Source organism: Enterobacter dykesii (assembly GCF_008364625.2).
Lineage (GTDB): Bacteria > Pseudomonadota > Gammaproteobacteria > Enterobacterales > Enterobacteriaceae > Enterobacter > Enterobacter dykesii.
Genome location: NZ_CP126604.1, coordinates 4,504,919 through 4,520,416, shown reverse-complemented (window position 1 = coordinate 4,520,416; position 15,498 = coordinate 4,504,919). Strand labels below are relative to the sequence as shown.

The 15,498-nt window shown below is 54.8% G+C and carries 9 protein-coding genes, 1 tRNA gene and 2 rRNA genes; 10 read left to right on the top strand and 2 right to left on the bottom strand.

Translation table 11 applies throughout. The features are described from left to right. Positions 1-175 precede the first annotated feature (175 nt). The 7 genes from kup (at position 176) to rbsR (ending at position 8,094) form a co-directional block, all read left to right on the top strand. Positions 176-2,044, top strand: a complete 1,869-nt coding sequence (gene kup, locus F0320_RS21580) for a low affinity potassium transporter Kup (RefSeq protein WP_023309781.1) — start codon at positions 176-178, stop codon at positions 2,042-2,044. 197 nt (positions 2,045-2,241) lie between these two features. Further along, positions 2,242-2,661: a D-ribose pyranase gene (gene rbsD, locus F0320_RS21575; RefSeq protein WP_045631285.1), complete on the top strand. Its 420-nt coding sequence runs from the start codon at positions 2,242-2,244 to the stop codon at positions 2,659-2,661. A 7-nt stretch (positions 2,662-2,668) separates the two neighbouring features. After that, positions 2,669-4,174 carry a ribose ABC transporter ATP-binding protein RbsA gene (rbsA, locus tag F0320_RS21570; RefSeq protein ID WP_032662095.1) on the top strand — a complete coding sequence of 502 codons (1,506 nt, stop codon included), beginning with the start codon at positions 2,669-2,671 and terminating at the stop codon, positions 4,172-4,174. A 4-nt stretch (positions 4,175-4,178) separates the two neighbouring features. Continuing rightward, the gene (rbsC, locus tag F0320_RS21565) at positions 4,179-5,144 is read left to right on the top strand and encodes a ribose ABC transporter permease (RefSeq protein ID WP_126330320.1); all 966 of its coding nucleotides are present in this window, start codon (positions 4,179-4,181) and stop codon (positions 5,142-5,144) included. A gap of 27 nt (positions 5,145-5,171) precedes the next feature. After that, a complete protein-coding gene (rbsB, locus tag F0320_RS21560) occupies positions 5,172-6,062 on the top strand; it encodes a ribose ABC transporter substrate-binding protein RbsB (RefSeq protein ID WP_010426610.1) in 891 nt (296 codons plus the stop codon). Between the two features lie 106 nt (positions 6,063-6,168). Continuing rightward, complete coding sequence (gene rbsK, locus F0320_RS21555) at positions 6,169-7,098, top strand: ribokinase (RefSeq protein WP_126330541.1); 930 nt, start codon at positions 6,169-6,171, stop codon at positions 7,096-7,098. Positions 7,099-7,101: 3 nt separating this feature from the next. Next, the gene (rbsR, locus tag F0320_RS21550) at positions 7,102-8,094 is read left to right on the top strand and encodes a ribose operon transcriptional repressor RbsR (RefSeq protein ID WP_028017751.1); all 993 of its coding nucleotides are present in this window, start codon (positions 7,102-7,104) and stop codon (positions 8,092-8,094) included. Here rbsR and mdtD read toward each other — a convergent pair. Continuing rightward, a complete protein-coding gene (gene mdtD, locus F0320_RS21545) occupies positions 8,060-9,493 on the bottom strand; it encodes a multidrug transporter subunit MdtD (RefSeq protein ID WP_126330318.1) in 1,434 nt (477 codons plus the stop codon). The genes rbsR and mdtD overlap by 35 nt on opposite strands. After that, positions 9,490-10,197: a FadR/GntR family transcriptional regulator gene (locus F0320_RS21540; protein ID WP_023309775.1), complete on the bottom strand. Its 708-nt coding sequence runs from the start codon at positions 10,195-10,197 to the stop codon at positions 9,490-9,492. Before F0320_RS21540 ends, mdtD begins: the two co-directional genes overlap by 4 nt. Before the next feature lie 454 nt (positions 10,198-10,651). On the opposite strand from F0320_RS21540, the gene F0320_RS21535 reads away from it, so the two are divergent. The 3 genes from F0320_RS21535 to F0320_RS21525 all read left to right on the top strand — a co-directional run bounded on the left by F0320_RS21535 (position 10,652) and on the right by F0320_RS21525 (position 15,441). Continuing rightward, positions 10,652-12,193, top strand: a 16S ribosomal RNA gene (locus F0320_RS21535). Between the two features lie 84 nt (positions 12,194-12,277). After that, positions 12,278-12,353 (top strand) — tRNA-Glu (locus tag F0320_RS21530). A gap of 182 nt (positions 12,354-12,535) precedes the next feature. Next, positions 12,536-15,441: ribosomal RNA gene (locus F0320_RS21525) — 23S ribosomal RNA — on the top strand. Together the 16S and 23S rRNA genes with 1 tRNA gene alongside form the textbook arrangement of a ribosomal RNA operon. Positions 15,442-15,498: the final 57 nt, after the last annotated feature.

Sequence of the window (15,498 nt, the reverse complement as noted above, 5' to 3'; positions counted from 1 at the left end):
ATAGACGTTTCAGTCAGGGCTGGTAATAGACTGAAGTGCGGCGCAATTTTCTTTGCGCTACATTAATGCGGTTGCATTTAGGGGTACGATTTTGCATTGAATCGTGCATACTGTGCGCTTTTTGTGGGCCAAGGGACCGGGAACACATTTGTTATTTAAACGAAAAGACTAGTCTATGAGCACTGATAATAAGCAATCATTACCCGCAATAACGCTTGCGGCGATCGGGGTTGTCTACGGTGATATCGGCACCAGCCCGCTTTATACGCTTCGTGAATGTCTGTCCGGCCAGTTTGGCTTTGGTGTTGAGCGCGATGCCGTATTTGGCTTCCTGTCCCTCATCTTCTGGCTGCTGATCCTGGTGGTTTCCGTTAAATATCTCTCCTTCGTTATGCGTGCTGATAACGCGGGTGAAGGCGGGATCCTGACCCTGATGTCTCTTGCCGGGCGCAATACCTCGGCCAGGATGACCTCTGTGCTGGTTATTATCGGCCTGATTGGCGGCAGTTTCTTCTACGGAGAAGTGGTGATAACGCCGGCTATCTCGGTGCTGTCGGCGATAGAGGGGCTGGAGATTATCGCTCCCCAGCTCGATTCATGGGTGGTCCCATTGGCCATCATTGTCCTGACGCTGCTGTTCATGATCCAGAAGCACGGTACAGGGCTGGTGGGCAAACTGTTTGCGCCGATTATGCTGGCCTGGTTCCTGATCCTGGCGGCGCTTGGTTTACGCAGCATTATCGCGAACCCGGAAGTGCTGCACGCGCTGAACCCTTACTGGGCGGTGCATTTCTTCCTCGAATACAAAGTGGTTTCCTTCGTGGCGCTGGGGGCCGTCGTGCTCTCCATCACCGGTGTGGAAGCGCTGTATGCTGACATGGGCCACTTCGGGAAACTGCCTATCCGCGTGGCATGGTTTATTGTGGTGCTGCCGTCGCTGGTGCTGAACTACTTCGGTCAGGGCGCGCTGCTGCTTAAAAACCCGGAAGCGATCAAGAACCCGTTCTTCCTGCTGGCGCCCGACTGGGCGCTGGTGCCGATGCTGATCCTGGCGACGCTGGCGACCGTCATTGCCTCCCAGGCGGTGATTTCCGGCGTGTTCTCTCTGACGCGCCAGGCCGTGCGTCTGGGGTATCTGTCACCGATGCGCATCATCCATACCTCAGAGATGGAGTCGGGCCAGATCTACATTCCGTTCGTTAACTGGCTCCTCTATTTCGCTGTTGTTATTGTTATCGTCAGCTTCGAGCATTCCAGTAACCTGGCTGCAGCGTACGGTATTGCGGTAACCGGTACGATGGTGCTGACATCGCTTCTCTCCACCACGGTGGCTTACCGAAACTGGCACTGGAATAAATTCCTCGTGGCGATGATTCTGGTGGGCTTCCTGTGTATCGACGTGCCGCTGTTCTCCGCAAACCTCGACAAAATTGTCTCCGGTGGCTGGCTGCCGCTGACGCTGGGTCTGGTGATGTTCATTGTCATGACCACCTGGAAAAGCGAGCGCTTCCGCCTGCTGCGCCGCATGCATGAGCACGGCAATTCTCTGGAGGCGATGATCGCTTCGCTGGAGAAATCCCCGCCGGTCCGCGTGCCGGGTACTGCGGTATATATGTCTCGCGCGCTGAACGTCATTCCGTTCGCGCTGATGCATAACCTCAAGCACAACAAAGTGCTGCACGAGCGCGTGATCCTGCTGACGCTGCGCACCGAAGATGCGCCTTACGTTCACAACGTGCGTCGTGTGCAAATCGAGCAGCTGTCGCCGACATTCTGGCGCGTGGTGGCGAGCTACGGCTGGCGCGAAACGCCAAACGTGGAAGAGGTGTTCCACCGCTGCGGCCTGGAAGGGCTGAGCTGCCGGATGATGGAGACGTCGTTCTTTATGTCGCACGAGTCGCTGATCATCGGCAAGCGACCGTGGTATCTGCGCCTGCGCGGCAAGCTATACCTCATCCTGCAGCGTAACGCCCTGCGCGCGCCTGACCAGTTTGAGATCCCGCCTAACCGCGTGATTGAACTGGGGACGCAGGTCGAGATCTAATCCCTTCTGAAAATGCCGGGTGGCGCTTCGCTTACCCGGCCTACCAAACCCCTCGCCAACCCACAATAATTGTCTCTGCATTTCACTTAGCGAAACGTTTCGACGTCGATCACAAATCTGTTACGTCATGATGGTTTTCTGAACATTTCTGGCGCTACACTATTTTTAGCGAAACGTTTCGCTAGTGGAGCAAGAAAATGAAGAAAGGCACGGTACTCAACTCAGAAATCTCATCGGTTATTTCCCGTCTTGGGCATACCGATACGCTGGTGGTTTGCGATGCAGGCTTACCGGTTCCGCGCAGCACAACCCGTATCGATATGGCGTTAACGCAGGGTGTACCCTCGTTTATGCAGGTACTGGAAGTTGTGACGGCGGAGATGCAGGTTGAGACCGCCATTCTCGCGGCGGAAATCAAACAACATAATCCGCAACTCCACGAAACGTTGCTCAGCCATATTGAGCAACTGCAACAACACCAGGGAAACACCATAGAAATTCGTTACACGACGCATGAACAGTTCAAACAACAAACCGCAGACAGTCAGGCGGTGATTCGCAGCGGGGAGTGTTCCCCGTATGCGAATATCATTCTCTGTGCTGGCGTCACATTCTGAGGCCATCATGGACGCATTACTGCAACTCAAAGGGATCGATAAGTCGTTCCCGGGCGTAAAAGCCCTCTCCGGCGCGGCGCTGAACGTCTACCCCGGGCGCGTGATGGCGCTGGTGGGGGAAAACGGTGCCGGCAAATCCACCATGATGAAAGTGCTGACTGGTATCTATCAACGCGATGCCGGTTCACTCGTCTGGCTGGGCAAAGAGACCACCTTCACTGGCCCGAAATCTTCTCAGGAAGCGGGTATCGGCATTATTCACCAGGAGCTGAACCTCATTCCTCAGCTCACCATTGCGGAAAACATCTTCCTCGGCCGCGAGTTTGTTAACCGGTTCGGCAAAATCGACTGGAAAACCATGTATGCCGAGGCGGACAAGCTGCTGGCGAAGCTGAACCTGCGCTTTAAGAGCGACCGCCTGGTAGGCGATCTCTCCATTGGCGATCAGCAGATGGTGGAAATCGCGAAGGTGCTGAGCTTTGAGTCGAAGGTCATCATTATGGATGAACCGACCGACGCCCTGACCGATACTGAAACGGAATCCCTGTTCCGCGTTATCCGCGAGCTGAAGTCGCAGGGGCGCGGGATTGTCTATATCTCTCACCGCATGAAAGAGATCTTCGAGATCTGCGATGACGTCACCGTCTTCCGCGACGGGCAGTTTATTGCCGAGCGCGAAGTCGCCACGCTGACCGAAGATACGCTCATCGAAATGATGGTGGGACGCAAGCTCGAAGATCAGTATCCGCATCTGGATAAAGCGCCGGGAGAGATCCGCCTGAAGGTGGACAACCTCTGCGGTCCTGGCGTGAACGACGTCACCTTTACCCTGCGCCAGGGCGAGATCCTGGGCGTGGCGGGCCTGATGGGCGCGGGACGTACCGAGCTGATGAAAGTGCTCTACGGCGCACTGCCGCGCACCAGCGGTTATGTCACCCTTGACGGTCATGAAGTGGTCACCCGCTCTCCGCAGGATGGTCTGGCGAACGGCATCGTCTATATCTCCGAAGACCGCAAACGCGACGGCCTGGTGCTGGGGATGTCGGTTAAAGAGAACATGTCCCTGACCGCGCTGCGCTATTTCAGCCATAGCGGCGGTAGCCTGAAGCATAAAGATGAGCAGCAGGCGGTCAGCGATTTTATCCGCCTCTTTAACGTCAAGACCCCGTCGATGGAGCAGGCGATTGGCCTGTTGTCCGGCGGTAATCAGCAGAAAGTGGCGATTGCGCGCGGGCTGATGACGCGCCCGAAAGTGCTGATCCTCGATGAGCCAACCCGCGGCGTAGACGTGGGCGCGAAGAAAGAGATTTATCAGCTGATTAACCAGTTCAAGGCCGACGGTCTGAGCATCATTCTGGTCTCTTCCGAGATGCCAGAAGTATTAGGCATGAGCGATCGCATTATCGTCATGCATGAAGGGCATCTCGGCGGTGAATTCACTCGCGAGCAGGCCACCCAGGAAGTTCTGATGGCTGCCGCTGTGGGCAAGCTTAATCGCGTGAATCAGGAGTAAGAAGATGACTACCCAGGCTGTTTCTGGTCGCCGCTATTTCACAAAGGCATGGCTGATGGAACAAAAATCGCTGATTGCCCTGCTGGTGCTGATCGCGATTGTGTCGACCATGAGCCCGAACTTTTTCACCGTAAATAACCTGTTCAACATTCTGCAGCAGACGTCTGTGAACGCCATTATGGCGGTCGGCATGACGCTGGTGATTTTGACCTCGGGTATCGATCTGTCCGTCGGTTCCCTGCTGGCGCTCACCGGCGCGATCGCCGCTTCGATTGTCGGCATTGAAGCCAACGCGCTGGTGGCCGTGGCCGCTGCCCTGGCGGCAGGCGCGGCGATTGGTGCCGTAACCGGCGTGATTGTGGCAAAAGGCCGCGTTCAGGCGTTTATCGCCACGCTGGTGATGATGCTGCTGCTGCGCGGTGTGACCATGGTGTACACCAACGGCAGCCCGGTTAATACCGGCTTTACCGATAACGCGGATCTGTTTGGCTGGTTCGGTATCGGTCGCCCGCTGGGTGTTCCGACCCCGGTCTGGATCATGGCTATCGTCTTCCTGGCGGCGTGGTACATGCTGCACCACACCCGTCTGGGCCGCTATATTTATGCGCTTGGCGGTAACGAAGCGGCAACGCGCCTGTCCGGGATCAGCGTTAATAAAGTCAAAATTATCGTTTACTCCCTGTGCGGTCTGCTGGCATCGCTGGCAGGTATCATCGAAGTGGCGCGCCTCTCTTCTGCGCAGCCGACGGCAGGTACGGGGTATGAGCTGGATGCCATTGCGGCAGTGGTTCTGGGCGGTACGAGTCTTGCGGGCGGTAAAGGTCGCATTGTTGGGACATTGATCGGCGCACTGATTCTTGGTTTCCTGAATAATGGTTTGAATTTGTTAGGTGTTTCCTCCTATTACCAGATGATCGTTAAGGCAGTGGTGATTTTGCTGGCGGTACTGGTAGACAACAAAAAACAGTAACTGACGACACTACAGGACATCTTAGATATGAACATGAAAAAACTGGCTACCCTGGTTTCTGCTGTCGCGCTGAGCGCAACCGTAAGTGCTAACGCCATGGCGAAAGATACCATCGCGCTGGTTGTCTCTACCCTGAACAACCCGTTCTTCGTCTCCCTGAAGGACGGTGCGCAGAAAGAAGCGGACAAACTGGGCTACAACCTGGTGGTACTGGATTCACAGAACAACCCGGCGAAAGAGCTGGCTAACGTTCAGGACTTAACCGTTCGTGGCACCAAAATTCTGCTGATCAACCCAACCGATTCTGACGCCGTCGGTAACGCCGTTAAAATGGCAAACCAGGCGAAAATTCCGGTGATCACTCTGGACCGCCAGGCAACGAAAGGCGAGGTTGTTAGCCACATTGCGTCTGATAACGTGCTGGGCGGCAAAATCGCGGGTGATTACATCGCGAAGAAAGCCGGCGAAGGCGCGAAAGTTATCGAACTGCAGGGGATTGCCGGTACGTCTGCAGCCCGCGAGCGTGGTGAAGGCTTCCAGCAGGCTGTGGCTGCGCACAAATTCAACGTGCTGGCGAGCCAGCCGGCCGACTTCGACCGTACTAAAGGTCTGAACGTTATGCAGAACCTGCTGACCGCACACCCTGACGTGCAGGCCGTGTTCGCGCAGAACGACGAAATGGCGCTGGGCGCGCTGCGTGCCCTGCAGACTGCAGGTAAATCTGATGTGATGGTTGTCGGATTTGACGGCACGCCGGATGGTGAAAAAGCAGTAAACGATGGCAAACTGGCTGCGACCATCGCTCAGCTGCCTGAGCAGATTGGCGCCACTGGCGTTGAAACTGCCGACAAAGTGCTGAAGGGCGAAAAAGTTCAGGCCAAATACCCGGTTGACCTGAAGCTGGTCATTAAGCAGTAAAAGGCGAATCAGGCAGTCGCTGGCTGCCTGAGGGACACCAATAAAGAAAAGTGTGGCATACGCCACCGGGTAACACCGGTGGCGCTCTCAGATGGACAACCCAACCATGAAAACCGCAGGCAACCTCGTCGTCCTTGGCAGTATCAATGCCGATCACATTCTTAACCTTGAATCGTTCCCTGCACCGGGCGAAACCGTCACGGGTAACCAGTATCAGGTGGCATTTGGCGGTAAAGGTGCCAACCAGGCTGTCGCTGCGGGTCGCAGCGGGGCGAAAATTGCGTTTATCGCCTGCACGGGTGATGACGATACCGGCGAGCGCGTACGCAAACAGCTGGCGAGCGATAATATCGATATCGCACCGGTCAGCGTGGTTGCAGGGGAATCGACCGGCGTGGCGCTGATTTTCGTCAACGCTGAAGGTGAGAATGTTATCGGTATTCATGCTGGCGCTAACGCTGCGCTGACGACGGAGCGCGTAGAAGCGCAACGTGCCATCATCGCCGGAGCGGAAGCCCTGCTGATGCAGCTGGAATCACCGGTTGAAAGCGTTCTGGCTGCCGCGAAAATTGCGCATGAAAATCATACCACTGTCGTACTTAACCCGGCCCCGGCCCGTGTATTATCAGACGAGCTGCTGGCGCTGGTGGACATCATTACGCCAAACGAAACCGAAGCCGAAAAGCTGACGGGCATTAGCGTAGAAAATGATGACGATGCTGCGCGAGCCGCGCGTGCACTGCATGATAAGGGCATCGGTACCGTGATTATCACCCTTGGTAGCCGTGGGGTGTGGGCAAGCGTCAATGGCGAAGGCCGTCGCGTGCCGGGCTTTAAGGTCAAAGCGATTGATACCATCGCAGCGGGAGATACCTTCAACGGTGCACTGGTCACCGCGCTGCTGGAAGGCAAGAGAATGGATGACGCTATTCGCTTCGCTCACGCTGCTGCCGCGATTGCGGTAACGCGCAAGGGCGCCCAGCCTTCCGTTCCGTGGCGTAAAGAGATCGATGAATTCTTAAGTCAGCAGGGGTAACGCTTGGCCACAATGAAAGATGTCGCCCGCATGGCGGGTGTTTCTACCTCGACGGTCTCCCACGTTATAAACAACGATCGCTTCGTCAGCGAGGCGATTCGGGAGAAAGTCGAAGCTGCGGTAAAAGAACTCAACTATGCGCCGTCTGCGCTGGCGCGCAGCCTTAAGCTCAACCAGACGCGCACCATCGGTATGCTGATCACCGCCAGTACCAACCCCTTTTATTCAGAACTGGTTCGCGGCGTGGAGCGCAGCTGCTTCGAGCGTGGCTACAGCCTGGTGCTGTGTAATACCGAGGGTGACGAGCAGCGCATGAATCGTAACCTGGAAACGCTGATGCAAAAACGCGTCGACGGGCTATTGCTGCTCTGCACCGAAACGCACCAGCCCTCGAAAGAGATTATCCAGCGCTATCCTTCGATTCCCACCGTGATGATGGACTGGGCGCCGTTCGACGGAACCAGCGATCTCATTCAGGATAACTCCCTGCTGGGCGGCGATATGGCGACTCAGTATCTGATTGATAAAGGCTATACCCGCATCGCCTGTATTACCGGTCCGCTGGATAAAACCCCGGCGCGTTTGCGTCTGGAAGGGTATCTCTCCGCCATGGCGCGGGCGGGCCTTTCCGTGCCGGAAGGGTACCGTATCACCGGTGATTTTGAGTTTCACGGTGGTTTTGAAGCGATGCAGACGCTGCTGGCGCAGCCTCAGCGTCCGCAGGCGGTGTTTATCGGCAACGACGCCATGGCGTTTGGTGCCTATCAGGCGTTATATCAGGCGGGGCTACGCGTGCCTGATGATATGGCGGTGATTGGCTATGACGATATCGAACTGGCCAGCTACATGACGCCGCCGCTGACCACGATCCATCAGCCAAAAGATGAACTGGGCGAGCTGGCCATCGATGTGTTGATCCATCGTATGGCGCAGCCCACGCTGCAACAGCAACGCCTGCAGCTTACTCCTGTTCTGATGGAACGCGGTTCGGTTTAGCTTTCTCTTTGTGACGCTCTTTAATTAGGTTTCGGCCGTCTTTCGGTTTTAACAGCATAAAGACCAGCGCCGATACCACGGTAAGTGCGCCCATGGTAATAAAGGTATAGTGGAACTGCTCAACGGTATTCGCGCTGTCAAAACCCTCATAAAACCTCAGCACCGCTGCACTCACGGCAACGCCCAGACTTATCGATAATTGTTGTGTGACGGCCAGCACGCTGTTGCCGCTGCTGGCGTTCTCGTCAGTCAGGTCGGCGAGGGTGATGGTGTTCATCGACGTGAACTGCGTTGACATCGCCATGCCCAACACAAACAGCGGCAGGATCAGCATCCATACGGGTAGCGCGGCGGATTGCAGCGAGAACTGCGCAATCATCAGGCCGATAAAGACCGTCACGCCAACCAGCGTTTTGCGATAGCCAAACCAGCGCAGCACCTGTGTCACGGTTGATTTTGCCAGAATCGAGCCCATTGCCGTGGGCGCCATCATGCACCCGGCAATCAGGGCCGGGTAGCCGAAACCCACCTGCAGCATCAATGGCATCAGGAACGGTACGCAACCCGTCCCCAGACGAGACGCAATGTTCCCTGCAATCCCTACGGAAAACGTTCGGGTGTTAAAGAGCCCCAGGGAGATCAGCGGTGTCGGATGACGGCGCGCGTGACGTATATAAAGAAGGAACAGCAGAATACCGCCGAGGATGACGGAGAGCGCTAACCACGTCGCGACGATCTTCTCGCCAAACAGCTCCATCCCGCTGGAGAATAACACCAGGCTCAGGCCAAACAGGAAAAAGCCGCCCATGTCGAAGCTGCGCCTTGGCGTGGTGAAGTTCGGCATATATTTGCGGGCATACAGAAGTCCCACAACGCCAATTGGAATATTAATCAGGAAGATCCAGTGCCAGCTAGCCCAGGTGACAAACACACCACCGAGTACCGGGCCAAGAATCGGGCCAACCAGGCCCGGCATGGTGACGAAGTTGAGCACGGGAAGCAGTTCGCTCCTGGGGTAGGCTCGCAGCAAGGCAAGACGCGCCACAGGCATCATCATCGCGCCGCCAATGCCCTGCAATACGCGGAAGATAACCAGCTCCGTTAAGGATGAGGAGAGCGCACAGGCCAGCGAACCGAGCGTAAAGAGCGTTACGGCCAGCATGAAAACTCTGCGGGTGCCAAAGCGGTCGGCCAGCCACCCGCTGACCGGAATTAACATTGCGACCGTCAGGGTGTAGCTGATGATAGCGGACTGCATCGCCAGCGGGGAGCGGTTAAGGCTTTGCGCTATAGCGGGAAGCGCTGTGTTGAGGATGGTGGCATCCAGTGCCTGCATAAAAAACGCCATGGCTGCAATCCACGGCAATCCGGCCATGCTGCGCGCTTTTTTCGTTGTCATTTATTTACCTGCTGGTGGGTTGGCGCGGCCAGCAATGCCTGGCACGCACTCAGGGCTCGCTGCCCGTCGCTTTCCTGGATGGCATCAACAATCGCCTGGTGCAAATCCAGTTTTACCACTTCGTTTTGTGTAATAGAGGTAAAGTAGGTGTGATACACCGAATGAAATAAAGAGGCAAAAGAGGTGAGAAACGGATTGGCGCTCATCATATAGATGTGTTCATGCCAGGCCATATCGACCTCAACCCAGCGTTCGCGGTTGAAGTGTTTTTTCAGGAACACCATCTCTTCCATCAACGCGTTAAGCTGCGCTTTCTGCTCTGCAGTTCCTAGCGTGGCGGCAAGCAGACATGCCTGAGGTTCAAGGCTGCTGCGCATCACCAGAAAGTGATCGACGACCTGGTGAAAGTTATCTTCCGTCATCCACCAGGAGAGCAGCTCCTGATCGAGGAAATTCCAGTTACTCTGTGGCATCACGCGTGTGCCAATGCGAGGCCGTGGAAGCACCATACCTTTTGCCGTTAGGGTTTTCACCGCTTCGCGCACGGCGGTACGGCTCACCCCAAACTGCTCACCCAGCTCCATTTCTCCCGGCAGGATGCTACCCGGGGCATATTTACCCGCTAAAATCCGCTGAGCCAGCTTTTCTGCCAGCACGTACGACAGGTTTTTTTGGGCGGCCAGCTGTTGTGCGCTTAATGGCATCGCTTTTATTCCTTAAAGATTCATGCTGATAATTATGCCACCTCGAATGTGATTGTGGTTGCAGATACATCAAATAGAACAATTTGTAGCTTGATTTCACCTCTATTGGTGAAAAAAAACGCGGATGGAAACTTTTTTTAAATTTCCTCTTGTCACGTCGGAATAACTCCCTATAATGCGCCTCCACTGACACGGAACAACGGCACACACGCCGCCGGGTCAGCAGAGAAAAGCGAAAATAAACGCTTGACTCTGAAGCGGGAAAGCGTAATATGCACACCCCGCGCCGCAGCGAAAAGCGAAGCGGCACTGCTCTTTAACAATTTATCAGACAATCTGTGTGGGCACTCAAAGTGACATGGATTCTTAACGTCCTCGGACGAAAAATGAATACCAAGTCTCTGAGTGAACATACGTAATTCATTACGAAGTTTAATTCACGAGCATCAAACTTAAATTGAAGAGTTTGATCATGGCTCAGATTGAACGCTGGCGGCAGGCCTAACACATGCAAGTCGAGCGGTAGCACAGGAGAGCTTGCTCTCCGGGTGACGAGCGGCGGACGGGTGAGTAATGTCTGGGAAACTGCCTGATGGAGGGGGATAACTACTGGAAACGGTAGCTAATACCGCATAACGTCGCAAGACCAAAGAGGGGGACCTTCGGGCCTCTTGCCATCAGATGTGCCCAGATGGGATTAGCTAGTAGGTGGGGTAACGGCTCACCTAGGCGACGATCCCTAGCTGGTCTGAGAGGATGACCAGCCACACTGGAACTGAGACACGGTCCAGACTCCTACGGGAGGCAGCAGTGGGGAATATTGCACAATGGGCGCAAGCCTGATGCAGCCATGCCGCGTGTATGAAGAAGGCCTTCGGGTTGTAAAGTACTTTCAGCGGGGAGGAAGGCGATAAGGTTAATAACCTTGTCGATTGACGTTACCCGCAGAAGAAGCACCGGCTAACTCCGTGCCAGCAGCCGCGGTAATACGGAGGGTGCAAGCGTTAATCGGAATTACTGGGCGTAAAGCGCACGCAGGCGGTCTGTCAAGTCGGATGTGAAATCCCCGGGCTCAACCTGGGAACTGCATTCGAAACTGGCAGGCTAGAGTCTTGTAGAGGGGGGTAGAATTCCAGGTGTAGCGGTGAAATGCGTAGAGATCTGGAGGAATACCGGTGGCGAAGGCGGCCCCCTGGACAAAGACTGACGCTCAGGTGCGAAAGCGTGGGGAGCAAACAGGATTAGATACCCTGGTAGTCCACGCCGTAAACGATGTCGACTTGGAGGTTGTGCCCTTGAGGCGTGGCTTCCGGAGCTAACGCGTTAAGTCGACCGCCTGGGGAGTACGGCCGCAAGGTTAAAACTCAAATGAATTGACGGGGGCCCGCACAAGCGGTGGAGCATGTGGTTTAATTCGATGCAACGCGAAGAACCTTACCTACTCTTGACATCCAGAGAACTTAGCAGAGATGCTTTGGTGCCTTCGGGAACTCTGAGACAGGTGCTGCATGGCTGTCGTCAGCTCGTGTTGTGAAATGTTGGGTTAAGTCCCGCAACGAGCGCAACCCTTATCCTTTGTTGCCAGCGGTCCGGCCGGGAACTCAAAGGAGACTGCCAGTGATAAACTGGAGGAAGGTGGGGATGACGTCAAGTCATCATGGCCCTTACGAGTAGGGCTACACACGTGCTACAATGGCGCATACAAAGAGAAGCGACCTCGCGAGAGCAAGCGGACCTCATAAAGTGCGTCGTAGTCCGGATTGGAGTCTGCAACTCGACTCCATGAAGTCGGAATCGCTAGTAATCGTAGATCAGAATGCTACGGTGAATACGTTCCCGGGCCTTGTACACACCGCCCGTCACACCATGGGAGTGGGTTGCAAAAGAAGTAGGTAGCTTAACCTTCGGGAGGGCGCTTACCACTTTGTGATTCATGACTGGGGTGAAGTCGTAACAAGGTAACCGTAGGGGAACCTGCGGTTGGATCACCTCCTTACCTTAAAGAACCTGCCTTTGCAGTGCTCACACAGATTGTCTGATGAAAAGTAAATAGCAAGGCGTCTTGCGATTGAGACTTTACGTCCCCTTCGTCTAGAGGCCCAGGACACCGCCCTTTCACGGCGGTAACAGGGGTTCGAATCCCCTAGGGGACGCCACTTGCTGGTTCGTGAGTGAAAGTCACCTGCCGTCATATCTCAAAACTCATCTTCGGGTGACGTTTGAGATATTTGCTCTTTAAAAATCTGGATCAAGCTGAAAATTGAAACGACACACATGTTATGTGTGTTCGAGTCTCTCAAATTTTCGCAATCAGAAGTGAAACATCTTCGGGTTGTGAGGTTAAGCGACTAAGCGTACACGGTGGATGCCCTGGCAGTCAGAGGCGATGAAGGACGTGCTAATCTGCGAAAAGCGCCGGCGAGGTGATATGAACCTTTGACCCGGCGATGTCCGAATGGGGAAACCCAGTGCAATTCGTTGCACTATCGTTAACTGAATACATAGGTTAACGAGGCGAACCGGGGGAACTGAAACATCTAAGTACCCCGAGGAAAAGAAATCAACCGAGATTCCCCCAGTAGCGGCGAGCGAACGGGGAGCAGCCCAGAGTCTGAATCAGCTTGTGTGTTAGTGGAAGCGTCTGGAAAGTCGCACGGTACAGGGTGACAGTCCCGTACACGAAAGCACACAGGCTGTGAACTCGAAGAGTAGGGCGGGACACGTGGTATCCTGTCTGAATATGGGGGGACCATCCTCCAAGGCTAAATACTCCTGACTGACCGATAGTGAACCAGTACCGTGAGGGAAAGGCGAAAAGAACCCCGGCGAGGGGAGTGAAAAAGAACCTGAAACCGTGTACGTACAAGCAGTGGGAGCACCTTCGTGGTGTGACTGCGTACCTTTTGTATAATGGGTCAGCGACTTATATTCTGTAGCAAGGTTAACCGTATAGGGGAGCCGAAGGGAAACCGAGTCTTAACTGGGCGTTAAGTTGCAGGGTATAGACCCGAAACCCGGTGATCTAGCCATGGGCAGGTTGAAGGTTGGGTAACACTAACTGGAGGACCGAACCGACTAATGTTGAAAAATTAGCGGATGACTTGTGGCTGGGGGTGAAAGGCCAATCAAACCGGGAGATAGCTGGTTCTCCCCGAAAGCTATTTAGGTAGCGCCTCGTGAACTCATCTTCGGGGGTAGAGCACTGTTTCGGCTAGGGGGCCATCCCGGCTTACCAACCCGATGCAAACTACGAATACCGAAGAATGTTATCACGGGAGACACACGGCGGGTGCTAACGTCCGTCGTGAAGAGGGAAACAACCCAGACCGCCAGCTAAGGTCCCAAAGTCATGGTTAAGTGGGAAACGATGTGGGAAGGCACAGACAGCCAGGATGTTGGCTTAGAAGCAGCCATCATTTAAAGAAAGCGTAATAGCTCACTGGTCGAGTCGGCCTGCGCGGAAGATGTAACGGGGCTAAACCATGCACCGAAGCTGCGGCAGCGACGCTTATGCGTTGTTGGGTAGGGGAGCGTTCTGTAAGCCGTTGAAGGTGGCCTGTGAGGGTTGCTGGAGGTATCAGAAGTGCGAATGCTGACATAAGTAACGATAAAGCGGGTGAAAAGCCCGCTCGCCGGAAGACCAAGGGTTCCTGTCCAACGTTAATCGGGGCAGGGTGAGTCGACCCCTAAGGCGAGGCCGAAAGGCGTAGTCGATGGGAAACAGGTTAATATTCCTGTACTTGGTGTTACTGCGAAGGGGGGACGGAGAAGGCTATGTTAGCCGGGCGACGGTTGTCCCGGTTTAAGCATGTAGGCGGAGGTTCCAGGTAAATCCGGTACCTTTTTAACGCTGAGGTGTGATGACGAGGCACTACGGTGCTGAAGTAACAAATGCCCTGCTTCCAGGAAAAGCCTCTAAGCATCAGGTAACACGAAATCGTACCCCAAACCGACACAGGTGGTCAGGTAGAGAATACCAAGGCGCTTGAGAGAACTCGGGTGAAGGAACTAGGCAAAATGGTGCCGTAACTTCGGGAGAAGGCACGCTGATATGTAGGTGAAGCCCCTGCGGGTGGAGCTGAAATCAGTCGAAGATACCAGCTGGCTGCAACTGTTTATTAAAAACACAGCACTGTGCAAACACGAAAGTGGACGTATACGGTGTGACGCCTGCCCGGTGCCGGAAGGTTAATTGATGGGGTTAGCGGTAACGCGAAGCTCTTGATCGAAGCCCCGGTAAACGGCGGCCGTAACTATAACGGTCCTAAGGTAGCGAAATTCCTTGTCGGGTAAGTTCCGACCTGCACGAATGGCGTAATGATGGCCAGGCTGTCTCCACCCGAGACTCAGTGAAATTGAACTCGCTGTGAAGATGCAGTGTACCCGCGGCAAGACGGAAAGACCCCGTGAACCTTTACTATAGCTTGACACTGAACACTGGTCCTTGATGTGTAGGATAGGTGGGAGGCTTTGAAGCGTGGACGCCAGTCTGCGTGGAGCCGCCCTTGAAATACCACCCTTTAATGGCTGGTGTTCTAACGTAGACCCGTAATCCGGGTTGCGGACAGTGTCTGGTGGGTAGTTTGACTGGGGCGGTCTCCTCCCAAAGAGTAACGGAGGAGCACGAAGGTTAGCTAATCCTGGTCGGACATCAGGAGGTTAGTGCAATGGCATAAGCTAGCTTGACTGCGAGAGTGACGGCTCGAGCAGGTGCGAAAGCAGGTCATAGTGATCCGGTGGTTCTGAATGGAAGGGCCATCGCTCAACGGATAAAAGGTACTCCGGGGATAACAGGCTGATACCGCCCAAGAGTTCATATCGACGGCGGTGTTTGGCACCTCGATGTCGGCTCATCACATCCTGGGGCTGAAGTAGGTCCCAAGGGTATGGCTGTTCGCCATTTAAAGTGGTACGCGAGCTGGGTTTAGAACGTCGTGAGACAGTTCGGTCCCTATCTGCCGTGGGCGCTGGAGAATTGAGGGGGGCTGCTCCTAGTACGAGAGGACCGGAGTGGACGCATCACTGGTGTTCGGGTTGTCATGCCAATGGCACTGCCCGGTAGCTAAATGCGGAAAAGATAAGTGCTGAAAGCATCTAAGCACGAAACTTGCCCCGAGATGAGTTCTCCCTGACTCCTTGAGAGTCCTGAAGGAACGTTGAAGACTACGACGTTGATAGGTCGGGTGTGTAAGCGCAGCGATGCGTTGAGCTAACCGATACTAATGAACCGTGAGGCTTAACCTTACAACGCCGAAGGTGTTTTGGCGAAGAGAGACACGATTTTCAGCCTGATACAGATTA

Coding starts and splice junctions, on each gene's coding strand:
- kup (WP_023309781.1), top strand. CDS start 176: ATGAGCACTGATAATAAGCAATCATTACCCGCAATAACGCTTGCGGCG.
- rbsD (WP_045631285.1), top strand. CDS start 2,242: ATGAAGAAAGGCACGGTACTCAACTCAGAAATCTCATCGGTTATTTCC.
- rbsA (WP_032662095.1), top strand. CDS start 2,669: ATGGACGCATTACTGCAACTCAAAGGGATCGATAAGTCGTTCCCGGGC.
- rbsC (WP_126330320.1), top strand. CDS start 4,179: ATGACTACCCAGGCTGTTTCTGGTCGCCGCTATTTCACAAAGGCATGG.
- rbsB (WP_010426610.1), top strand. CDS start 5,172: ATGAACATGAAAAAACTGGCTACCCTGGTTTCTGCTGTCGCGCTGAGC.
- rbsK (WP_126330541.1), top strand. CDS start 6,169: ATGAAAACCGCAGGCAACCTCGTCGTCCTTGGCAGTATCAATGCCGAT.
- mdtD (WP_126330318.1), bottom strand. CDS start 9,493: ATGACAACGAAAAAAGCGCGCAGCATGGCCGGATTGCCGTGGATTGCA.
- F0320_RS21540 (WP_023309775.1), bottom strand. CDS start 10,197: ATGCCATTAAGCGCACAACAGCTGGCCGCCCAAAAAAACCTGTCGTAC.